This window comes from Haloferax marisrubri, assembly GCF_001469875.2.
GTDB lineage: Archaea > Halobacteriota > Halobacteria > Halobacteriales > Haloferacaceae > Haloferax > Haloferax marisrubri.
In genome coordinates this window covers 538,101-558,626 of sequence record NZ_LOPW02000018.1, presented here as the reverse complement: position 1 = coordinate 558,626, position 20,526 = coordinate 538,101, and the positions used below count along the sequence as shown (strand labels likewise).

The following is a 20,526-nucleotide window of genomic DNA, read 5'->3' as shown; positions in this document are numbered from 1 at the left end:
CCTCCCACCCACCCTCTCCAACCGAACCGCCCGCCGCCTCCGACCCGTCTCAGTCGGCCGACACACCGACGGAACTGTACTTCGGCTACAGCGCCGACGCGCCGGACCTGACGACCGTGGACGTGAAGACGGTCGCCCCGGCGACGCTCGCGGGCGAGCCGGCGGTCCTCACCGTCATCGGCGAGTCCCACTACGTCGGCCTGCCGGCGCTCGATTTCCACGAGCTGTGTTCGTGCAAGCCGCTGCCGCACGAACGGACCCACGAGACACCACTTTCCGTCGGCGCGGAACGCGAGTTCAGTTTCGAGAGCGACCGACTCGACGTCCGAACGGTCGTCGAAGGTCGGCCACTCGACGCCTTCCCCGGCTCGGACGATGCGACCGTCGCCTACCGGTTCGACCCGGACGCGTGGACCACCATCCGCGTCGGCGACGGCGGCTACGAGACGTACCACACCTATCCCGAGTACGACCTCGCGCTGTACACCGAGACGACGATGACTCCCGAACGAGCGACGCAGCGATGACTCCCGAACGACAGACCCAACGATGACCCGAAACGCCACCACCTACGACGGCGACGTGACGCTCAACGGCTCCGAACGACCCCCGGTCGAACTCCGCGACCCCGCGGACGTGTTCGTCGGCGGCGCGAGCGTCGCCGGCGACCTCGCCGTGCAGAACGCCGAGTACGTCTTCACCCACGCGCCGGTGACCGACGACGCGGCCGTCGGCGACGTGGCCGTCGAGACCGAGATTCGCGGCAGCCTCGAAGACGGCTACGTCCAGTCGGTCGACGGCGACGTGCTCCTCGGCGACGCCGAAGACGTGTTCATCGCGGCCGACGCCGCCGACGGCGCGGTTTCGGCACCCGGTGCAGAGAACGTCTACGCGGGCGAGGCGACGCCCGTCGCCGCCCCCGACGACTACGACGTGTCCACCTTCGGCTGGAAGCAGTCGGAGAGCGCGACCGACCCCGACACCGGCGTCTACGCGGTCGGCATGGCCCACGACATCGACCTCACGAAAGTCAACTCCGACGTGGAGCTCTACCTCGTCGGCCACGGCCACGAGGTGCGCGTCGAGGGCCGGAGCGCGGCGGTCTCGATTCACTTCGTCGGCTACGACAACACCGTCAGCGTCGGGCCGTATCTCGCGTCGAGCGTCGAGACCGACACCGGCTTCGACAACGCGGTCGACGCCGACCCCTACCCCGCCGAGGACCTCGTCGAGATGTCCCGGAGCGAGGCGTACTCGAACGCCGGGTTCGGCCGCCGGAAAGTGACGTTCCAAGAGCCGGCCGACGGCGACGAGTGGTGTCCGAACTGCGGCAAGCCCGCCGAGGCCATCATCGAGCGCCACCAGATGGAGGCGTTCTTCCTCTTCGGGTGGCCGCTTTGGACCTTCGAGCAGAGCACCAACCCCGCCCGCGAGTGCGAACACTGCTCGCCCAACGCGATTCACGCCGAGCTCTCGGCGTCCGAGCGCCGCGAGATATTCGACTGACGCCGGCGGCGGTCCGAAGATATATATCAAAACACCAGACAATGTTGCACATACGACTGTCCACGCGTTCGAACGTCGCCCCGACGCCCGAGCGCGTTCGCCGACCCCGACCCGTCCGTCTCACTCGCAGTTCCCGCCACACCCGCTGTCCACAGCGAACCCGTCCGCCCCTCCCCAGCCATGTCGAGAAATGAGTCCACGCCGGCCTTGATGTCCTCCTCGTCGTGCCGGTACACGTTCGACCCGTCGGTCCAGACCGACGCCCACCTCCAGACGACGTGGGAGTGCCCGCACGAAGCCCACCCCGAAAGCGAGTTCTGCGTGTTCCACATGAGCCGCGACGAGCGCGCCTCGCTCGACGTGACCGGCGACGACATCGTCGACGAACTCCGGGCGAACCTCCAGTCGCCCGACACCCGGGTCAACGAGTACGTCGGCGCGGACCTCCCGCACCTCTCGCTCACCTATCAGGACGTCAACGGCGCGACGAACCACGTCCTCAACTTTCAACACGCCGATATCGAGGGGTTAGACCTCACCCACGGCCGCCTCGACCAGGGGTTGATTCTCCGCGAGGCGACGGTCGACCGTCTCAAACTCGACGAAGCGGTCGTCACCGGCGACGTGGACGCCCGGGAAGTCACCGTGACCGGCACGGTGACGGCCGACGAGGCGACGTTCGAACAGGACGTTCGCTTTTCGGGGGCGACCTTCCGCGGCGAGGTCCGGTGCGACGAGACGGCGTTTCAGGGCGACACGAGCTTCGCCGACGCGACGTTCCACGGCACGGCGCGCTTCCGCAACGCCGAGACCAGCGGGAGCTGTCACGTCCTCGACGACAACATCACCTTCGCGGACGCGACGTTCCGCGACGACGCGAGCTTCAGACAGGCCATCTTCGACTACGTGACGTTCGAGGGCGCGCGATTCACCGCCGGCTCGGACTTCGAGCACGTCGAGTTCGAGGGAGACGCGCGGTTCGACGGCGTCCGCTTCGACGAGATGGCCGACTTCGACGAGGCGCGGTTCGACGACGACGCGAGCTTCGCCGACGCCCGGTTCATGCAGTTGGCCGAGTTCCGCGGCGTCGAGTTCAACGGCGGGAGTCGGACGACCCACGACGACGTGACGTTCGAGGGCGCGACGTTCGAGGGCGAAGCCGACTACAAACTCGCGCGGTTCCGCTACTCGGACTTCAAGGACGCCGTGTTCAAGGACGCGGTCAACTTCGACCGCGCGACGTTCACCGCCCGCACCGACTGCTATCGCCTCCGCGTCGACGGCGCGTTCGACCTCTCTTTGGCGTCGTTCGGCGGGCAAGCGAACTTCGACGAAAGCGAGTTCCGCGACGCCGTCGTCGCCGAGGAGGCGACGTTCGGCTGTGACGCCTCGTTCGAGGGGGTCGAGTTCGAAGCTAACGCCCGGTTCGGCGAGGCGCGGTTCGAAGAAGACGTGAGCTTCAAGACCGCCACGTTCCACGGCCTCGCGTCCTTCCGCGGGACGTTCTTCGAGGGCGAACTGCAACACCTCGAAGCCAACGCCTCGTTCAACGAGGCGACCTTCGAGGCCGGCGCGGAGTTCGAGGCGGCGAACTTCACGAGCGCGTCCTTCTGGGAGACGACGTTCCACGACCGGGCGGACTTCCGGCAGTCGGACTTCGAGACGGCCCGCTTCCGCGTGCTGGTCGGCGACCGCGACACCTACCTCGATTTCACCGACGCGACGCTCGACGGCGGCACGATTTCGCAGGGCTCCGGCGAGCCGACGCCGTACGACCTCACCCGCGCGACCATCGGCGACCTGACGCTGGAGGGCGACGGCAACGAACACCAGCTTTTGGACCACTTCCGCTTCTGTCTCACCGAATTCGACCGTTTCGACTTCAGCGACCACCACGGCTATCTCGAACGCAACGACTGGACCATCCACGACTTCGTCGGCAACGGCGCGACCGGTCAGTTCGCCGTCGAACTGACGCCCGATATCATCGAAGAAACGTACCGCAAAGCGCAGGACAGCGCCAACGCCGTCGGCGACACCCCCGCGAGCCGTGAGTTCGAGTTCAAGCGCTACTACTACAACCGCCAGAAGAACTTCGACATCATCTTCAACGAGTACTCGCTGAACACGTGGGCCCGCGGCAAGAAGGTCGCCAGCGTGGGGCTGAACACGCTCATGCAGGTCACCTGCGGCTACGGTAATCGCCTCCCCCGAATCGCGGCGTTCACGTTCCTCCTCCCGGCGCTGTTCGGGCTGTGTTACGCCCTCGGCGGGCCGTTCCTAACGCAGGCAGGGAGCGTCTTCGACCCCGCCGCGGTCGACAAGACGACGATGGAGGTGCTCTTCGACAACGTCTACTACAGTTACATTAGCTTCAGCACGGTCGGCTACGGCGACATCAACCCGCTCGGGCCGGCGGCGCGCGTGCTCGCGGCGAGTCAGGGGATGTTGAACGGGCTGTTCTTCACCCTGCTCACGTTCACGCTGTTCAAGCGTGTCCTCGGCGGGAGCTAATCGAACCGGGCGTCTGTATTCGGCCCGACGGCGCGGTCGAACTCATTAGTACCTGACAGACTTGTGTGACCTAGGTGGAGGGTGTTCAGCAAACCGACACCTGTCTTAGTGCAGTTAGCGGAGTGAAATTCTGAATAGAGAAAGCGATTTACAGGCACGTCTGTAATTATCGGCAATGGGTAGCTACGCAACGCCGCCGAATTGGACCGACGAATCGTCCGAAGATGACGAGCCTCAGGCTCGACTCGGCGACCTACTTTCAGGTCGACTTGCAGATGTTGAAGTTGATTCCGTTGAAGCGGTACGTGACGAACGAAGCCGAGAATGAAGGTCTTCGTCGATACAAATGTCTTTATTGCTAGCTTGACTGATGAACCGGGTCGTGGTGAGATTGCGACACAGTTACTCAACGAAAACCACGATTTCTGTACCTCCATTCTGAATCTCATGGAAATACGGTCAGTAATGACGAAGAAGAAGCGCGTTGAGCAGTCCCGCGTCGAGTCGGTGTTGTCGGATATCTACGGTAGTGTGGACATCTACGCGCCCGAAATCAGCGACCAGATTGCGGCGTATGAATTACAGCGAGACAATCTACTCTATACGATAGATTGTGTGCTCCTAGCATTAGCGAACGACGTTGATGCGACCATGGTCACCTTCGACGGAGAATTGCTTGATCACGGCGCTGTTGCACCGGAAGATTTGATTGACTGACCTCACAGGAACGGAGTTCTCGACGGAGCTATCTCGACTGGTGTCACGAATCGTCACCGCGTCGCTCATTCGCTTCCCCTACTCACCTCGTCCGACCGCTCGTACACGTCCGGACGCGCGTGCTGGAGCGTCTGCATATCGCGGCGGATATCGTCCAGGTGCGACAGGTCGATAGTCGCCGTGACGACTTCCTCGCGGTCCCGCGCCTTCGAAATCACGTTCCCCCACGGGTCGACGACGAGCGTGCGGCCGTAGGTCTCGACCCACGACGGCTTGTCGCCGATTTGCCCGGGCGCGATGACGTACGCCTGATTCTCGATTGCGCGGGCGCGAATCAGCGGCTCCCAGTGGTCTTTTCCGGTGTGCATCGTGAACGCCGCGGGGACGAGAAGGACGTTCGCGCCGGACTGCGCCATCGTCCGGTAGAGCCCCGGGAACCGGAGGTCGTAACAGATAGAGAGGCCGAACGTCGCGAGGTCGGTGTCGACCGTCACCGTTCGGTCGCCGGGGGCGACGTAGTCCGATTCCCGGTGTTCGACGCTCCCGTCGAGTTCGATGTCGAACAGGTGGACCTTCCGGTAGGTGTCGAGCACCTCGCCGCCCGGGCCGATGAGCGCAGACGTGTTGTACACTCGGTCGCTGTCCGGAATCCGCTCGAAGAAGCTCCCCGTGTGGACGAAGACGCCGTGCTCGCGGGCCTTCTCCGAAAAGCGCTGTATTGTGGGTCCGTCGAGCGACTCCGCGACCTCGGCGAACCGCTCTTCCGGGCCGATGAAGGTCGTCATCTCCGGGAACGCCACGAAGTCAGCGCCGTCGGCCGCGGCCTCGTCGAGGAGGCCGAGCGCCCGCTCCACGTTCGCCGCCTTGTCGTCTCGCGAGTCTAGCTGGCACGCGGCCGCCACGAATCGGGACATCTCGTCGGACCGCTACGCGGACCGACGGTATGGTAGTCACGGTTACTCGCTCGGGTCGAACTCCAGATAGACGAGTCGCTCGCCTCCGACCGTCCAGCCGTGGTGTCCCGGCGGGATGGTCGCGGCACAGCCGGCGGTAATCTCCGTCCGCGTCCCGTCGTCCAGTTCGAGACCGAGCGTCCCGGAGACGACGTAGATGTCGTGGGCGTTCTGACAGTAGTCTGGCTCCGCGCCCCCGCGGTCGCCGTCGGTCCCCCACTCCGGTTCCTTCGTCGCTCGCGTGACCGACACGCCGCGTAGTTCGACCGACTCCGTGCGACCGGCTTCGAACGCCGCGGATTTCGCGGCGGTAAGCTCCGTGACGACTAGCTCGTCGCCCTCCGTACTGTCTGCCATGGAACTCGTCCCCCGGGTGTGGTAGTATCTCTTACGCCGGTACCGAAACCCGGTCACGATATGTAAGAATATTTTTGGAATACCACTCATCTACTACTCACGATACTTATTACTCCCGGAGGGTGTTGTCGCCGCCGGCCTCTCAGTCTGCGAACAGTACCACGAGCGGCCCAGACGCCGAGTACAGTTCGAACCCCGGGGTCAAACCCCGCCAAAATATATGACCTCTTAGCCGTCTTACATACGCGAGCATGGTCTCGATTCCCCGCTTCAGGTCCCTCTCTCCGGCATGGAACGCCGCGCTCGTCGGAGTGATAGCCTCGGTTCCCATCAGTACCGTCGTAAACTGGCTCCCGAACTCGGAGGCGACCGTCGGTGCTGGTATGATGATATTCGGGGCGTTCATCGCGGGAGCCGTCGCCGCAGTCCGCTCGGCAGATTCGGACGCCGCCGGACTCCGTGCCGGGCTTCTCGGTGGCGTTCTCGAACTGTTCGTATTCGTCGTGACGGCGGGCACGACGGCGGCGTGGCCGCTGTCTAGAGTCGCGTTCTTCGCGCTCGCCGCCGGTGCAGTCCTGTGTCTCGCCCCACTCTTCGGTCTGGGATGCGGTCGAATCGGCGGGTGGGTGGTGCGAACCGTCGCCTCACGGTGGAATCCTACCGCGGGCACGGCGTAGCCACCTGCTGATGGCCCGTAGTGAACTACCAGATTCTAATGATATGTATGAATCTGATAATTAGGGAAGTGTCGATGCTCGATTCGGGCTCGAACACCGTCTCGGTTCTCACAGCGATGAGAGTGCGAACCCCGTTCAGCAACAATCGTGATATTTGTTCCTCAGCGGGGAACAGCCTCCGCGACGACGCGCGCTGCTCCGCTCACTCGTCGATAGGTTCGAGCGGGTCGGTCTTCCCCCACCGCGCCGACGCGCCCTCGGTCGGGGCCGCCCACTCGACGGCGTTGTCGATGACTTGTTTGACCTCGTCCTGGTGGAAGATGGGGTACTCCTCGTGGCCCGGACGGAAGGCGAAGATTCGCCCGCGGCCGCGGCGGTAGCAGACGCCCGATCGGAACACGTCGCCGCCTTCGAACCACGAGATGAAGACGGTTCTGTCGGGTTCCGGGATGTCGTAGGGCTCGCCGTAGGTCTCCGTCGCCGGGATGACGAACTGCTCGTCGAGGCCGTCGGCGATGGGATGGCCGGGGTCCGCGACCCAGACGCGTTCGCGCTCGCCGCCGTGGCGGTATTTGATGTTGCACGTCGTGCCCATCAGCCGCGTGAACGGCTTCGAGTTCTTCCCCGAGTGCAGCGGGATGAAGCCCATCCCCTCGTGGACGCGGTCGACGACGCGCTTCGCGACGGCGTCTGTCACCTCGTCGTTGGCGCAGTGGGACCACCAGACCAACACGTCCGTCGCGTTCAGCGTCTCCTCGTCTAAGCCGTGTTCGGGTTCCTGTAGCGTCGCCGTTCGCACCTCGCGGTCCGGTCCCTCCAGATGCTCCGCGATGGTTCCGTGGATTCCCTTCGGATACCGCTCTGCGACGGCCGGTTCCTCCCGTTCGTGGACGTTCTCGTTCCAGACGGTGACTCGTGTCGGCATGCGCCATAGTGTTCGCCCCCGTTGATAAATTCTCTCACCACGCGTGACTGCGGTCTTCGTCAACGCGTGAAATACGTTCCCTTGACGGGAACAACGCGTAATGAGCAAGAAGAACGGCTATCGACGGCGAATATGGCACTTCTGCTTTCGTAGCCGCCGAACTCCGAAAAGCCAACCCGATTTCTCGGCCCGATTGCGTTACAGAAATAAGACTGTAATATCTATCTGATGGGTGCCTCCAACGGCCCTCGACCCGGACTCACCGGATACTTCCTGATTAATAATTCCCAACACGGGAACAGCGTTCGTCTCGGAGTTCCCGTTGTGAGACGGCACAATTGCTAATCACCGGTTTCGAGACTTCTCAGCCGCTCTTTCGCATAGTGAGATTCCACACGACGAATACTGTCGTTCCCGTGATGGGAACGAATCTACGGTTTTCGAATCCTCGTACGCGTCTTCCGAACCCCACGCGGCGACGGGCGGTGTACCGCCTACGGCTCCGTCTCCGACCACGGGTGGTCGTAACTCGGGTCATCGACGAAGCGGTCGAGGTCGGCGCGAATCGACATCCGGCTTCCGGCGGGGAGTCGGACTCGGAGCGCGTCCATGCTGTTGTCTTCTCCGTCGCTCGCGCTATCGGAGTCACCCACGCCGTCGTCAACGCCGTGTTCCGCACCGTCGGTCTCGACCGCGGTGAACCGGTGTTCACCGTACGCGCCGGCTTGGACGACGACCTCCTCCCGTCTCGCTCCGGTGTTGACGAGCGTCAGTTCGAGTCCGTCTTTCGTCACCGACTCCACGAGCGCGGCGACGCCCGCCGGCAGTCCCGGCCGTTCCCGGCGCGCGTCGAAGTGGCGCACTTGGGCCATGACGAGGCCGCCGTAGTAGACTGGCTGTGGCGCACCCATCGTGAGTTGGAGTAGCGCCTTGTGGAACGCGGGGTTCCGGTCTCTGAGGTAGTCCTCGTCCACGGTCGTCGGCTCGTTCCCTTCGGCGTCGAACAGGCGCAGTCGCTCGTCGACGTGCTCGCGCGTCGCTTCGAGGATTCGGTTCGGGTAGTCCGGGAACTCCCCGTCGAGATAGGCGAGCCACGCGTACTCGTGGCCGTCGCCGTGTTTCGTCTTCGCGCGCGGGTCGACCCGCCGCCAGTCCTGTTCTCCCCAGTCGCGGAGCCGACGAACCCGGTTTCGGTCCTCGTCGCGCATCGACATGTACCAGAGGTGAACCGCGTAGGGGTCGTCCGTGTGCGGCTGGAATTCGTACCAACCGTCCCGCCACAGCACCTCCCCGTCGTCCTCCGTGAGAACGCCCGACGCGTCGTAGTGGTAGTCGCCCTCGCCGCCGTACTTGTGCGGGATGTAGAGCGTGCTGTGTACGTCGTCCTCGGCGACTTCGATGCCGTTCTCGATGAGGATGTCGAGTTGCGACCGCGGGAAGTCGAGATACTCTCTGTCGCCTTCGAGCAGGACCGCGTTCTCGGCGGCGACCGTCGGCCCGATGCCGATGTAGTGCCACCCGCCCCACGACCAGCCGTAGTAGCCGCCGTACCACGAGCCGTCGGTGTACTCGCCGATTTCACCGGAGCGCCCGACGTTGTCGGGGATTATGCCGCCGTTTTCGGCCGTCCGCTCCCGCCACGCGTCGAGGTAGTCGGTGACCCACTCGCGGTAGCGGTCGTCTCCCGTGTGGAGGTAGGCGTTCGTCATCAGGCTCGTGATGTTGAGGTTCAGCGGGATGTCGCCCTTCGCGCAGCGCTCGTTCAACACCTCGAACAGGCGTTCTTCGTTCGCCGGGTCGAGGAGGTCCGCGGCCTCGTCGAACTCGAGGTCCCGCCACGGGAGGCCGTGTCTGGCCCAGCGGTAGTCCGCGCCGTAGGGGTGGTGTTCGTAGGCGGAGAAGTCGCAGAACTCCGGGCCCATGCTCCCGTTCATCGGGCCGCGAACCACGCGGTTCTCGGCGTCGTAGTTCCCCGTCTCCGAGTCGGCGGTGTAGAACTCCGCGAACTTCTTCGCCCGGTCGACGACCGCGTCGTCGTCGGGCGCGGCGAGACCCATGTTGTACGTGTAGAGGTTGCCCTCGCCGAGGTGGAACCAGTCGCGGCACTGTTCGAACTCGTCGACGACCATCGGGTGGCCGAACGGCGTCTCAGTCTCCGCGCCGCGTTCGAGCGCGGCCTCGTACACGCGGCGGGCGTGGTCGAGCAGACGTTCGTCGCCGCCCATCGCGTACACGAGCGGCCAGTTGTAGAACCCCTCGACCACGTCGTCGAAGCCGTCGACGCCCACGTGGTCGTCGGGCGGCCAGAACGGTTCCCCGTCGGGACCGGTGTAGTCGGCGACGAACCGGTCGACCGCGTCGGCCGTCAGGTCGAAGAGTGCTCGCTGTTTGTGCGCCCACGTCGGCGGCCGAGTCGCCTCGGCGGTCGCTTCGAACTCGTGCATGCCAACATACCCCGCGTCTCGGGTGATGAATATTTGGGTCGCGCGGGTCGCGGCGTTTGAAGAGCTAGGCGCTCCGACCGACCGTGTTCCAGACGGCCGTCTCGTCACCGAACCGTCGGTTCAGTCGTCACTCTCCCCGCCGACACCGCGACGCGACTCGGTCTCGTCCGTGGCCGTCGCTCCCGCCGCTGTCGGTCGTCGGCGTCTTCCGTCGTCCGCGTTCAGTCGACGAGGCGCTCGATGTCGTCGTCGAGTTGGTCGTACAGTTCCTCGGCGCGGCGCTCGTCTTCGGCCGACAGCGGCCGAATCGGCTCGCGGACCGACCCGCCGCGCAGGCCGGCCAGTTCGAGGCCCTTCTTCACCGCCGGGACGCTGATGGCCCCGTCGAGGCTGTTGTTCTGCCCGGTCTGGTCGCGGAAGTTCTGGTAGGGCAGACAGATGTTCCGTAGCTCGCGGGCGCGCTCCCAGTTTTCCTCGGTGAGCGCCTCGAACAGCGCGAGGCCGACTTCCGGGCGGAAGTTGCTCACGCCGGCGGAGAACCCTTCGATGCCCTCGTTCCAGAACGAGACGGAGAAGGGCTCCGCGAGGCCGTCCACCCAGACCACGTCGTCGCCGGTAGTGCTGGCGGCCGCGCCGAGCTTCACGGCGTCTTCGATGGCGTACTTGATGCCGACCACGCCGTCGAGTCCCGCGAGGTCGCGGAGGTAGCCGATTGAGGGGTCGAAGCCCTTCACGTACGGCACCAGCGGGGCCGTCGAGGCCTCGGCGAGCTTCTCGTAGTAGCGAAGCAGGCCGCGCTCGTGGACGTACGTGTGGTCCGGCGGCATTATCATCATCCCGTCGACGCCGATGCGGTCGTAGGCGTCGATGAGTTCGCGCGCGCTCTCCGTGCTCCCGCCGACGCCGGCGAGGACGCACACGTCTGACGGGAGCGCGTCGACCGCCGTCTCCGTCACCGCGATTCGCTCCTGCTGGGTCAACGAGTGGTACTCGCTGATGTTCGCCGACGCGAGGAACGTGCGGATTCCCTCGTCGTAGAGCGTCGTCGCGTTCGCTGCCAGTTCGTCGTGTTCGATGTCGAGGTCGTCGTCGAACGGGGTGAGGAGCCCGGCGGCGACGCCGCGCAGGTGCTCGCGCACACCGCTCTCTGCGAGTGGCATACCCGAACCACCGGGCACTCGCGCATAAAATCTTCGGACAGGGGGGTCGCGCGAGACGCCGAGCGCCCGAGGACCGTCAAAACAGTTATCTGCCCCATCTCTGTAGTCGAAGCTATGCCGCGTCAGACAGACTCGTCTCCAATCGCCGTCGGAGTCGTCGGCCTCGGAAGCCTCGGTCGTCGGCTCTGTCAACAGTTCGTCGAACTCCCCCGGTCGGAACTCGTCGCCATCTCCGACGTGGACCCTGACGGCCTCGCCGAGGTCGGCGACTCCTTCGACGTTCCCGAGGCGCACCGCTACCGGTCGTTCGAGGCGTTCCTCGACTCGGCCCCGATGGACGCCGTCGCCGTCGCGACGCCCAACGGCCTCCACTACGAACAGACCTCGGCCGTGCTCGACCGCGGCCTCCACGTCCTCTGTGAAAAGCCGCTCGCGACCGACGCCGAGGAGGCCTACGAACTCACGACCCGCGCCGAGGCGAGCGACCAAACCGTGATGGTCGGCTACCAGCGACACTTCAACCCGGCCTACAAGCGCGCCCACGACGAGTGGGCCGACGGCGACCGCGTCCCGCGATTTATCACCGGCGAGGTGACCCACGACTGGCAGTCCTACTACGAGAAGGAAGACGACTGGCGGATGAGCCCCGAACTGAGCGGCGGCGGCCACCTCCTGAACGTCGGCACCCACGTCATCGACGCCATCCTCTGGACGACCGGCCTCACGCCCACCCACGTCAACGCCTACGTCGACTTCCACGACGACGAGCAGGTGTTCGACCGCCAGTCCTCCATCATCATCGAGTTCGCGGAGGGCGCGGTGGCGAACGTCTCCGACACGGGCGTCGTCGCGCGGACCCGCGAGCACGTCCACATCTGGGACGACGAGGGCGCGATATACCTCGAAGGCCACGAGTGGGACGACCGCACCGGCTACGTCATCGACGACGAGGGGACCGAACACCACCCCTACGACGGCTACGAGCGGTGGCTGAGCAAGGGCACCGCGTTCCTCGACGCGATAGAGACCGGCGAGACGCCGCCCGCGACCGCCCGCGACGGCCTCAAGGCGGTGCTCATCACGATGGCGGCCTACGAGTCGGGCCGGCGGAACGAGCGCGTCGCCCTCGACGAACTCTACCCGTTCGCGTCCGACGTCTTCCAGTAGCGCGCCGCTCTTTCTCCCGGTTGTCTCCGCTCCCTCCCCGAGTCCCGCTCGCGAGGCGGAGTTTTATCGTGGTGGCCGAGTCTGTAGAGGTATGCGAATCGCGACTATCAGCGGATACGCTCTCTCGTCACCCATCGAACCGCCGCAGGACCGCCCCTTCCACGGCGGCGTCCGTCGCCTGCTCAAACGCGACGTAGTGCTCGTGGTCGTCGAATCGGCCGACGGCACGCGCGGCATCGCCACCGCCGGCGCGAGCAGTTCCGCGATGCGGGAGTACTTCGAGGGCGACTCGCAGGGGACCTTCGCGGACGTGGTAAACGGCGCGGTCGCCGATGCGCTCGAAGGCGAGACCGTCGAGGAAGTCGAAGACGCCCACGCGATACTCCGCGACACCGACCTGCCCGACCGACTCCGACACGAGGCCATCTCGGCGCTCGACGTGGCGCTGTACGACATCCGCGGGAAGCAGGTCGGCGCGCCCATCTACGAACTCCTCGCCGACGAGTACGGCACCGACCCGACGACGGAGATGCCCCTGTACGCGAGCGCCGGGATGTACATGGAACCCGAGGGCTACGCCGAACAGGCGGCGACCATCCGCGACCTCGGCTTCTTCGGCTACAAGTACCGACCGGGCATCGGCCCCGACGGGGACCGCCGGACCATCGAACTCCTCGCCGACGTCGCGGGCGACATGGAAGTGATGCTCGACGTGCACACGTGGTGGAAGATTCGGGACGGCTACGACCGCGAGACGGTCGAGGACCTCGTCACCTTCGCCGCCGAGCGGGACTGCTACTGGGTCGAAGAGCCGGTCTCGCCCGACGACCACGCGGGCTACGTCGAACTCGCAGAGACGGGCGCGCCGCTGGCCGGCGGCGAGAGCGAACCGATGCCCGAGGGACTCGTCGCGCTCGGCGAGACGGGCGCGGTGGACTTCCTGCAGGGCGACGTTCGCCACCACTGCGGCTACACCGGCTGTCGTCCCGCGGTCGAGTCCTGCGTCGGCCGCGACGTGGAGTTCGTCCCGCACAACTTCGGGACGTGGGTCGGCCTGCTCGCCAACGCGCACCTCGTCGCGGCCGCGCCCGAGGTGTCGCTCCTCGAATATCCGGTCTTCGAGGACGACCCGCTCCTCGACGCCGAGACCGACCCCGGCATGTACCCCTTCGACCTCGCGTTCGACATCATCGAGGGACACCCGGCCGTTGAGGACGGCGTCCTCTCGCTGTCCGACGAGCCGGGGCTTGGCGTCGAGGTGAACCTCGACGTGCTCGACGACTACCCGTTCCGCGACGGGCCGTGGACCGAGTTCCACTACGACGAAGACTGAGTCGGCGATTCGCACGCGCCTCGTCGCCTTTCGTCTGCCTCGCCACCCCCCCGACCCGGCTGTCTCGCCGCGTTCGCCGTCTGCACAAGCTATAATGCGTCTCTCCGTGGTACACTTTTCATGCACGTAACCGACATCGAAGTCATCCCGATATCGCACCGCCTCCCCGACGGGAAGGGCCTCGGCGACGCCCGCGGGTTCGGCCACGACAGGGCGACGACACTCATCCGCGTCGACACCGACACCGGCGAGGTCGGCTGGGGCGAGGCGTTCGCGCCGGGGAGCGTCGTCGCACCCGTCGTCGACGAGTTCTTCCGCGACGACGTGGTCGGCATGGACCCCTTCGACGTGCGACGGCTCGCCGAGGAGTCGTACACCGACCCGTACCACTTCGGCGGGAGCGTCTTCGTCCAGAGCGCCCTCAGCGGCATCGACGTGGCTCTCTGGGACCTCGTCGGCAAGGCGACCGGCAAGCCCGTCCACCGGCTCCTCGGCGGGACGCCTCGCGAGACGCTCACGGCCTACGCCTCGACGATGTACTTCACCGAGGAGGACCGAGACATCGCCGAGCCGATTCGCGACGCCGTCGACGAGGGCTTCTCGGCGGCCAAGATAAAAATCGGCAACGGCACCGACTCCGACGTGGAGCGGGTTCGAACCGCCCGCCAACTCCTCGGCGACGACGCGCGACTGATGGTCGACATCAACGGGAACTACCGGCCGCGACAGGCGATTCGAACCGCGAAGGCCATCGAGGAGTTCGACATCACGTGGATGGAAGAGCCCGTCCCGCCGGAGAACCTCTCGGGCTACCGCGAGGTCAAACGCGGCGTCGACGTGCCTCTCGCGGCCGGCGAGGCGCACTACGGCCGTTTCGAGTTCAAGCGCCTCGTGGACGACCGGACGGTCGACGTGGTCCAGCCGAACCTCGGCAGGTGCGGCGGGCTCTCGGAGGCGAGCCGAATCGCCGACCTCGCGAGCACGGAGAACGTGGCGGTCCGGCCGCACATCTGGAACAGCGCGGTCGGCCTCGCCGCGGCGGTCCAGTTCGCGGCGTCGGTCTCGGACTACCCGCACACGCGGCACGTCCCGGACCCGATGATGGTCGAGTTCGACCGGAGCGAGAACCCGCTCCGCGACGAGATTCTGCAAACCCCGTTCGACCCGACCGGCGGCGAAGTGGACGTGCCACAGGCCCCCGGTCTGGGCGTCGAAATCGACGAAGACGCGGTCGAGCGGTACCGAGCCGACCGCTGAGCGCTGGTCGCTCCGTCGTCTCCCCCGCGCACCGCGCCGCCGACCCGACCCCGCGCTGTTCCGACTCGCGGGATAGTTTTATGCGTTAAAGCACCGTGGCACCGGTATGCAGTCATCGCTAGTGGTAGTCGACAGTACGGACTCCAACGAGCGCCTCCTCACTGAGGCGGGACAAATCGCGGCCGGCACGGACACGCCGCTCGTACTCCTCACGCGAATCACCGAGGACGAAATCGTCGAGAACGCCGAGACGTTGCAGGCGATGAGCGACGCCGCCAACACGCCGCTGGAGTCGAACTCGGCGCGGGAAGTCGCCACCCGCTTCGCGTCGCAGGCCGCCGACGAGGCGTTCGAGTCGGTGGACGGAGCCGTCGAGTACGACGCCGTCACCGTCGTCGCCGACGAGGGCGAGTTCGCGGACGAGGTGATTCGCGTCGCCGACGAGCGCGGCTGTGACCACGTCTACGTCGCCGGGCGACAGCGCTCGCCGACCGGGAAGGCGCTGTTCGGCGACACCGCACAGCGCGTCGTCCTCAACTTCGACGGGCCGGTCACTATCCTGACCGAGTGACGGCGCACCCGGACCCCCCGAAACGACAGCTATTTGCGACCTCGTCTCGTCACGTGTTATCACATGTATCAGCTGTCGGAGCAAGCGGAGCCTGTACCGTCGGGTTCGTCCCGAACCATCGACATCGGCTACATCGGCGGCGGAAGTCAGGGGTGGGCCCACACGCTCATCAACGACCTCGCGCAGTGTCCTGACCTCGCGGGGAGCGTCACGCTGTACGACGTGAACTACGAGATGGCGTCGAAGAACGCCCTCCTCGGCAACCGCGTGATGGACCGCGATGAGGCGGTCGGCGACTGGTCGTTCGAGGCGACTCGGAGCATGGACAAGGCGCTCGACGGGGCCGACTTCGTCATCTGCTCGATTCAGGACCCGCCGGGCGAGACGTTCGTCCACGACATCGACGTGCCCCAGGAGTACGGCATCTATCAGACGGTCGCCGACACCGTCGGTCCCGGCGGGGCGATTCGGGCGCTGCGCGCGATTCCGCAGTACCGCGAAATCGCCGCGACGGTCCGCGAGCGCTGTCCGGACGCGTGGGTCATCAACTACACGAACCCGATGACGGTCTGCACGCGGACGCTCTACGAGGAGTTCCCGGACATCAAGGCCATCGGGCTCTGCCACGAGGTGTTCAAGACGCAGAAGCTGTTCGCCGAGATGGCGGAGCGCTACATCGACGAGGCCGAAGACGTCGCCCGCGACGAGGTTCGGGTCAACGTCAAGGGGGTCAACCACTTCACGTGGGTCGACGAGGCGCGGTGGCGCGACCGCGACGTGTTCCAGTACCTCGATGAGGAACTCGACCGGCGGAAGCCGCTTTTCGCCCGCGAACCGGGCGACCTCGACGGCGAATCCTACTGGGTGAACAACGAGGAGGTCGCCCTCGACCTCTACGACCGTTTCGGCGTCCTCGGCGCGGCGGGCGACCGTCACCTCGTGGAGTTCGTCCCGTGGTATCTGAGCATCGACGAACCCGAGGAAATCCAGCGCTACGGCATCCGACTCACGCCGAGTTCGGCCCGCGTCTCCGACGACGAGGGGCCAGACGAGATGGAGCGCTACCTCGAAGGCGACGCGGAGTTCGAGTTCCACGAGTCTGGAGAGGAGGCGGTCGACATCATGCGGGCGCTCTCCGGCGAGGGGACGTTCGTCACGCACCTCAACTACCCCAACGAGGGGCAGGTCGACGGTCTCCACGAGGGCGCGGTGGTGGAGACGAACGCGCTCCTCTCCGGCGACGACGTGACGCCCCTCTGTGCGGGCGGCCTCCCCGACGAGGTCGAGAGCATGGTCGAAACCCACGTCACGAATCAGGAGACGCTCGTGCGGGCCGGCTTCGAGGGCGACCTCGACCTCGCGTTCCAGGCGTTCCTCAACGAACCGCTCGTCACCGTCTCGCGCGACGAGGCCCAAGAGCTGTTCTCGAAACTCGTCGAACTGGAGCGCGAGTACTTCGCCGACTACGACCTCGACGCGTCGGTCCTGCAGGCGTAAGCCGGCGTTTCGACCCCCTGCGAACACGTCACTCCCCCGCTTTCGGGGTCAGCTATTTATTCCGCCGTTCAGTCGGTACACGCGATGTCGAGCACAACGAGCCGCGGCTTGAGCTTCGGCTGTCAAGTGGTCAGCTACGGAAACGTCGAGGAAACCATCCAGCGGGCGGTCCGAGCCGAGACGGCCGGGTTCGACACCGTCACCGTCCCGGACCACCTGTTTCACCCGACCGGCTCCGAGGAGTATCTGGTGGACCCGCCGTGGGAGGCGTTCTCCGTCCTCGGGGCGATTGCCCAGCGCACCGATGAGGTGACTCTCATGCCCGGCGTCGCCGACTCGGTGCGCCGGCACCCGACCGAACTCGCGCACGTCACGGCCACGCTGGATCAGATGACGGACGGTCGCGCCGGCCTCGGCATCGGGGCCGGCGAGGCGTTCAACTTCGCCCCGATTTCGGACATCGACTGGGACGACCCGTACACCCGGTTCAGGGAGTGCGTTGCCGTCATCGACGGGCTGTGGAACTCGACGGTAGACGAGCCATTTTCCTTCGCGGGCGACTACTTCGACCTCGACGACGCGCACATGGGGCTGAAACCCGCACAGGACCCGCGTCCGCCGCTCTGGATAGGCGGCTACGGCGAGAGCATGCGCGGCCTGACGGGCGCGGTCGCGGACGGCTGGTTCCCGTGGATTTACTCGCCCGACGAGTACGCGGCCGACCTGCGGAAAGTCCTCGACGTGGCCGCGGACCGCGGCCGCGACCCCGAGGCCATCGACCGCGCCGTCATGGTTCCGACGACGGTCTACGACGACGGCGACGAGGCGCGCGCGGCCGGCATTGAGCGCAACCGCGTGAACCTCGCGCTCCGGCCGCCGCTCCTCGCCGACATGGGCTACGAGGACATCGCGGAGTCGACGCCCATCATGTGGCAGATGGCGTTCGACGAGGAACAGGAGCGTCAGCTGTCGGCGGCGGCCGAGCGCATCCCCGACGAGGCCGTTGACGACATCTGCGTCGCCGGCGACCCCGCCCGCGCCATCAAGCGAATCGAGGCGTTCCGCGACGCGGGCGTTGATAACCTCGTTCTCATCCCGGTCGGCGACTACGAGGAGACGATGCGGCACTACGAAAACGAGATTATCCCGTACTTCAGCGAGCGGTAGCGCGGCGGGACGAATCGGAGAACTCTGTTTTCCGGCGGTGCGAATCGGGAGGGCCGGTCGGTCACTCCTGTGCGCCGTCGCCGACGCCCGGTTCCTGCCGGTTGTCGTCGTCTCCTCTGCTCGCGTCGATTCGCGGCTCCACGCCGAATCGGTAGTACGCCGTCCAGACGGCCGCGACGACGGCGACGATGGCGAACAGCGTCGGCGACCACTCCATGCCGAACTGCTGGGCCAGCCACATTCCCGAGAGCATGACGCCGAGGACGAACACGAACACGGTCAGGTCGGCGGCTCGAAAGTTCATGTATCGACGTTCGGAACCGACCGGGATAAACGTTCACACGGTGACGCCGGCGACGCCGCGACCGACGCGTTCAGTCGTGGACCAGCCAGCCGACGGCGTTGCGGAGCAGTCGCCGGTAGTCCTCGTGCTCGAAGGCCTCGGCGGTGTGGCCGAGCGACGCGTAACAGACTCGGCCCGCGCCGTACTCGCGGACCCACGCGACCGGGTAGTCGGTGAGGTCGGGATGGTCCATGCGCGCGAGCACGGTCACGTCGTCGTCCACGTCGACCTGATACGGCTCGTCGAACAGTTCGAAGTCGGAGACGCCGTCGGTCACGGCGTGGTCGGAGACGATTTCGACGCCGAACGTCGAGCGCTCGGGGTGGGTGAGGAAGTGGCCGCCGAGGAGGTCGCGGAGGTCGGGAAACGGCTCGGCGCGCTTGTCGAGGCCGCCGTCGCCGTCGTGGACGTTGATGAGGTCGGCGGCGCAGTGGAGACCGAGGTACGCTCCGCCGTCGTGGACGAACCCGAGGAGGCCGTCCAACTGCTCGTCGGTCAGGGTCGCGTCCGTCAGGTAGTCCACGACGAGGTCGTAGCCCCCGAGGTCGGCGAGGGCGTCCTTGTCGGTCGTCGCGGTCACCGCGGCGGCGTCGCCGATGGCGGACTCGATGTGCGGTCGCATCTCCTCGAAGTCGTGGAACGAGAAGGTCGTCTCTCCGATGACTAACGCTGACGGCTGTTGCATGGTCTGCCGTTCTCGACCCGTGTGAAAAGCCGTTTCGGTGCCACCACGACCTGCTCGGTACGACCGTCCGGGGCAACTCTCCGAGGCGACCGCTCACTCGAACTCGATGCGCCCGAAGAACGACGGCGAGTGGTACGTCGGCTCCGGCAGTTCGATGCGGTTCCACGTCCCCTTCTGCGCGTCGGGCAGACCGCTCCGGTAGAAGTTCCCGCGCCAGACTGTCCCCGAGTCGAGTTCGAGCGGGAGGTCGGTCAGCGACCGGAGCGTCGAAAGCGGGAGCCGCGCCGCGAGCCACCACGAGTTGTCGTCCGGGGACGCGGTCTTCGTCGGGCCGGGAACGGACGTTTCCACCTCGACGGCCGCCGCGTCGGTCGGCGCGACGAGGTCGCGGCCGATATCGCGCTCGCGCCAGTTCGGCTCCTGCCACGCGAGTTTGAACGTGCCGCAGCAGTTCGCCTCGAAGTTGAAGTACCGCCCCGGTGAGCCGTCCTCGGGCGGGGCCGGCGTGGCGAACAGTTCGACCGAACTGTCCTCGAACGTCGGCCCGTTCAGCTCCGTCACGTCGGCGGTTATCTCGTCGTCTTCGACGTGGAACTGGAGGTAGAGCGCTTCCGCGTCGAACAGCGCCCTGACCGTCGTCTTCGGGCCGGGTTCGTCGCCCCACGCGTACTCGTCCAGTCGGGCGACGTTCGCCCGCTCCCACACCGTTCCGTCGACCGCGCCGGTCAGCGGGACCGCTCTGGCCGCGTCGATGCGGCTGACCTCGTAGGTTCGCATACGACAGACTCACTCGACCCGCCCGCAAGAGCGTTCCGCCCGCGCCCGACGAAACCACTTTGTCGGGCGCTACCGAATCGCGTGGTATGAGACGAGAGTTCACCGGCTACCGCCGGGAGAGCGGCCGCATCGGGGTCCGAAACCACGTCGCCGTCCTTCCGACCTCGGTCGCGTCGTCCTGCGTCGCCCGCGGCATCGCGGCCGAGGCGGGGGCGTGGGCGCGCGCGACGCCGCACCAGATGGGAGCGAACCAACCGGACGAGGCGCGGGCGCAGACCGAGCGGGTGCTGGTCGGCGTCGGACGCAACCCGAACGTCGGCGCGGCGCTCGTCGTCGAGTTCGGGACCGAGGACATCGATGCCGACGACATCGCCGACCGAATCGCCCGCGACGGGAAGCCGGTGGAGACGCTGTCGGTCCGTGAGGTCGGCGGGACGGCCGCGGCCCTCCAGCGCGGGCGGGTCGCCCTCGACTCG

The 20,526-nt window shown here is 66.2% G+C and carries 20 protein-coding genes; 12 read left to right on the top strand and 8 right to left on the bottom strand.

All coding sequences use genetic code 11. The annotated features are described in order from the left end of the window. The 4 genes from AUR65_RS17510 to AUR65_RS17490 all read left to right on the top strand — a co-directional run. Window positions 1–527: DUF2617 family protein (locus AUR65_RS17510; protein ID WP_058568174.1), on the top strand; the 527-nt coding region annotated here is incomplete at its 5' end. A 22-nt stretch (window positions 528–549) separates the two neighbouring features. Beyond that, window positions 550–1,506 (top strand): hypothetical protein, encoded by a 957-nt coding sequence (locus AUR65_RS17505; protein ID WP_058568173.1) that lies wholly within the window; start codon window positions 550–552, stop codon window positions 1,504–1,506. 210 nt (window positions 1,507–1,716) lie between these two features. Continuing rightward, window positions 1,717–4,020, top strand: coding sequence for a pentapeptide repeat-containing protein (locus AUR65_RS17495; RefSeq protein ID WP_058568172.1), 2,304 nt, complete (start codon window positions 1,717–1,719; stop codon window positions 4,018–4,020). Window positions 4,021–4,344: 324 nt separating this feature from the next. Next, window positions 4,345–4,737, top strand: a complete 393-nt coding sequence (locus tag AUR65_RS17490; RefSeq protein WP_058568171.1) for a putative toxin-antitoxin system toxin component, PIN family — start codon at window positions 4,345–4,347, stop codon at window positions 4,735–4,737. Between the two features lie 65 nt (window positions 4,738–4,802). Here the strand turns inward: AUR65_RS17490 and AUR65_RS17485 are convergent, their stop codons facing one another. Both AUR65_RS17485 and AUR65_RS17480 read right to left on the bottom strand, forming a co-directional pair. Beyond that, a complete protein-coding gene (locus tag AUR65_RS17485) occupies window positions 4,803–5,651 on the bottom strand; it encodes a carbon-nitrogen hydrolase family protein (RefSeq protein WP_058568170.1) in 849 nt (282 codons plus the stop codon). A gap of 42 nt (window positions 5,652–5,693) precedes the next feature. Then, a complete protein-coding gene (locus tag AUR65_RS17480) occupies window positions 5,694–6,047 on the bottom strand; it encodes a cupin domain-containing protein (RefSeq protein ID WP_058568169.1) in 354 nt (117 codons plus the stop codon). Window positions 6,048–6,298: 251 nt separating this feature from the next. On the opposite strand from AUR65_RS17480, the gene AUR65_RS17475 reads away from it, so the two are divergent. Next, entirely contained in the window at window positions 6,299–6,724 is a 426-nt protein-coding gene (locus AUR65_RS17475) for a DUF5518 domain-containing protein (protein ID WP_058568168.1), read from the top strand. 202 nt (window positions 6,725–6,926) lie between these two features. Here the strand turns inward: AUR65_RS17475 and AUR65_RS17470 are convergent, their stop codons facing one another. The 3 genes from AUR65_RS17470 to AUR65_RS17460 all read right to left on the bottom strand — a co-directional run bounded on the left by AUR65_RS17470 (window position 6,927) and on the right by AUR65_RS17460 (window position 11,253). Next, window positions 6,927–7,649 (bottom strand): ThuA domain-containing protein, encoded by a 723-nt coding sequence (locus tag AUR65_RS17470; protein ID WP_058568167.1) that lies wholly within the window; start codon window positions 7,647–7,649, stop codon window positions 6,927–6,929. A 494-nt stretch (window positions 7,650–8,143) separates the two neighbouring features. Further along, window positions 8,144–10,093, bottom strand: a complete 1,950-nt coding sequence (locus AUR65_RS17465; protein WP_058568166.1) for a hypothetical protein — start codon at window positions 10,091–10,093, stop codon at window positions 8,144–8,146. Between the two features lie 221 nt (window positions 10,094–10,314). Beyond that, window positions 10,315–11,253, bottom strand: coding sequence for a dihydrodipicolinate synthase family protein (locus AUR65_RS17460; protein WP_058568165.1), 939 nt, complete (start codon window positions 11,251–11,253; stop codon window positions 10,315–10,317). Window positions 11,254–11,367: 114 nt separating this feature from the next. Here AUR65_RS17460 and AUR65_RS17455 point away from each other — a divergent pair, with 114 nt between their 5' ends. The 6 genes from AUR65_RS17455 (at window position 11,368) to AUR65_RS17430 (ending at window position 18,245) form a co-directional block, all read left to right on the top strand. Next, window positions 11,368–12,420, top strand: coding sequence for a Gfo/Idh/MocA family protein (locus AUR65_RS17455; protein WP_058568164.1), 1,053 nt, complete (start codon window positions 11,368–11,370; stop codon window positions 12,418–12,420). 91 nt (window positions 12,421–12,511) lie between these two features. Next, window positions 12,512–13,753, top strand: a complete 1,242-nt coding sequence (locus AUR65_RS17450; RefSeq protein WP_058568163.1) for a mandelate racemase/muconate lactonizing enzyme family protein — start codon at window positions 12,512–12,514, stop codon at window positions 13,751–13,753. Window positions 13,754–13,873: 120 nt separating this feature from the next. Continuing rightward, on the top strand, window positions 13,874–15,010 hold the full coding sequence (locus AUR65_RS17445) for a mandelate racemase/muconate lactonizing enzyme family protein (protein WP_058568162.1): 1,137 nt from the start codon (window positions 13,874–13,876) through the stop codon (window positions 15,008–15,010). Window positions 15,011–15,131: 121 nt separating this feature from the next. Then, window positions 15,132–15,581 (top strand): universal stress protein, encoded by a 450-nt coding sequence (locus tag AUR65_RS17440; RefSeq protein ID WP_058568175.1) that lies wholly within the window; start codon window positions 15,132–15,134, stop codon window positions 15,579–15,581. Between the two features lie 63 nt (window positions 15,582–15,644). Continuing rightward, a complete protein-coding gene (locus tag AUR65_RS17435; RefSeq protein WP_058568161.1) occupies window positions 15,645–17,078 on the top strand; it encodes a family 4 glycosyl hydrolase in 1,434 nt (477 codons plus the stop codon). An 84-nt stretch (window positions 17,079–17,162) separates the two neighbouring features. Then, a complete protein-coding gene (locus tag AUR65_RS17430) occupies window positions 17,163–18,245 on the top strand; it encodes an LLM class flavin-dependent oxidoreductase (RefSeq protein ID WP_058568160.1) in 1,083 nt (360 codons plus the stop codon). A 61-nt stretch (window positions 18,246–18,306) separates the two neighbouring features. Here AUR65_RS17430 and AUR65_RS17425 read toward each other — a convergent pair whose 3' ends face one another. The 3 genes from AUR65_RS17425 to AUR65_RS17415 form a co-directional block, all read right to left on the bottom strand. Beyond that, the gene (locus AUR65_RS17425) at window positions 18,307–18,549 is read right to left on the bottom strand and encodes a hypothetical protein (RefSeq protein ID WP_058568159.1); all 243 of its coding nucleotides are present in this window, start codon (window positions 18,547–18,549) and stop codon (window positions 18,307–18,309) included. A 70-nt stretch (window positions 18,550–18,619) separates the two neighbouring features. Beyond that, complete coding sequence (locus AUR65_RS17420) at window positions 18,620–19,273, bottom strand: ThuA domain-containing protein (protein ID WP_058568158.1); 654 nt, start codon at window positions 19,271–19,273, stop codon at window positions 18,620–18,622. 93 nt (window positions 19,274–19,366) lie between these two features. Further along, window positions 19,367–20,050 (bottom strand): carbohydrate-binding family 9-like protein, encoded by a 684-nt coding sequence (locus tag AUR65_RS17415; RefSeq protein WP_058568157.1) that lies wholly within the window; start codon window positions 20,048–20,050, stop codon window positions 19,367–19,369. An 86-nt stretch (window positions 20,051–20,136) separates the two neighbouring features. Between AUR65_RS17415 and AUR65_RS20390 the strand changes: the two genes are divergently transcribed. Continuing rightward, the coding region (locus tag AUR65_RS20390) for a UxaA family hydrolase (protein WP_233194417.1) at window positions 20,137–20,526 on the top strand (390 nt) is incomplete at its 3' end.

Coding starts and splice junctions, on each gene's coding strand:
- AUR65_RS17470 (WP_058568167.1), bottom strand. CDS start 7,649: ATGCCGACACGAGTCACCGTCTGGAACGAGAACGTCCACGAACGGGAG.
- AUR65_RS17485 (WP_058568170.1), bottom strand. CDS start 5,651: ATGTCCCGATTCGTGGCGGCCGCGTGCCAGCTAGACTCGCGAGACGAC.
- AUR65_RS17455 (WP_058568164.1), top strand. CDS start 11,368: ATGCCGCGTCAGACAGACTCGTCTCCAATCGCCGTCGGAGTCGTCGGC.
- AUR65_RS17425 (WP_058568159.1), bottom strand. CDS start 18,549: ATGAACTTTCGAGCCGCCGACCTGACCGTGTTCGTGTTCGTCCTCGGC.
- AUR65_RS17480 (WP_058568169.1), bottom strand. CDS start 6,047: ATGGCAGACAGTACGGAGGGCGACGAGCTAGTCGTCACGGAGCTTACC.
- AUR65_RS17420 (WP_058568158.1), bottom strand. CDS start 19,273: ATGCAACAGCCGTCAGCGTTAGTCATCGGAGAGACGACCTTCTCGTTC.
- AUR65_RS17415 (WP_058568157.1), bottom strand. CDS start 20,050: ATGCGAACCTACGAGGTCAGCCGCATCGACGCGGCCAGAGCGGTCCCG.
- AUR65_RS17490 (WP_058568171.1), top strand. CDS start 4,345: ATGAAGGTCTTCGTCGATACAAATGTCTTTATTGCTAGCTTGACTGAT.
- AUR65_RS17435 (WP_058568161.1), top strand. CDS start 15,645: ATGTATCAGCTGTCGGAGCAAGCGGAGCCTGTACCGTCGGGTTCGTCC.
- AUR65_RS17460 (WP_058568165.1), bottom strand. CDS start 11,253: ATGCCACTCGCAGAGAGCGGTGTGCGCGAGCACCTGCGCGGCGTCGCC.
- AUR65_RS17465 (WP_058568166.1), bottom strand. CDS start 10,093: ATGCACGAGTTCGAAGCGACCGCCGAGGCGACTCGGCCGCCGACGTGG.
- AUR65_RS17445 (WP_058568162.1), top strand. CDS start 13,874: ATGCACGTAACCGACATCGAAGTCATCCCGATATCGCACCGCCTCCCC.
- AUR65_RS17505 (WP_058568173.1), top strand. CDS start 550: ATGACCCGAAACGCCACCACCTACGACGGCGACGTGACGCTCAACGGC.
- AUR65_RS17450 (WP_058568163.1), top strand. CDS start 12,512: ATGCGAATCGCGACTATCAGCGGATACGCTCTCTCGTCACCCATCGAA.
- AUR65_RS17475 (WP_058568168.1), top strand. CDS start 6,299: ATGGTCTCGATTCCCCGCTTCAGGTCCCTCTCTCCGGCATGGAACGCC.
- AUR65_RS17430 (WP_058568160.1), top strand. CDS start 17,163: ATGTCGAGCACAACGAGCCGCGGCTTGAGCTTCGGCTGTCAAGTGGTC.
- AUR65_RS17495 (WP_058568172.1), top strand. CDS start 1,717: ATGTCCTCCTCGTCGTGCCGGTACACGTTCGACCCGTCGGTCCAGACC.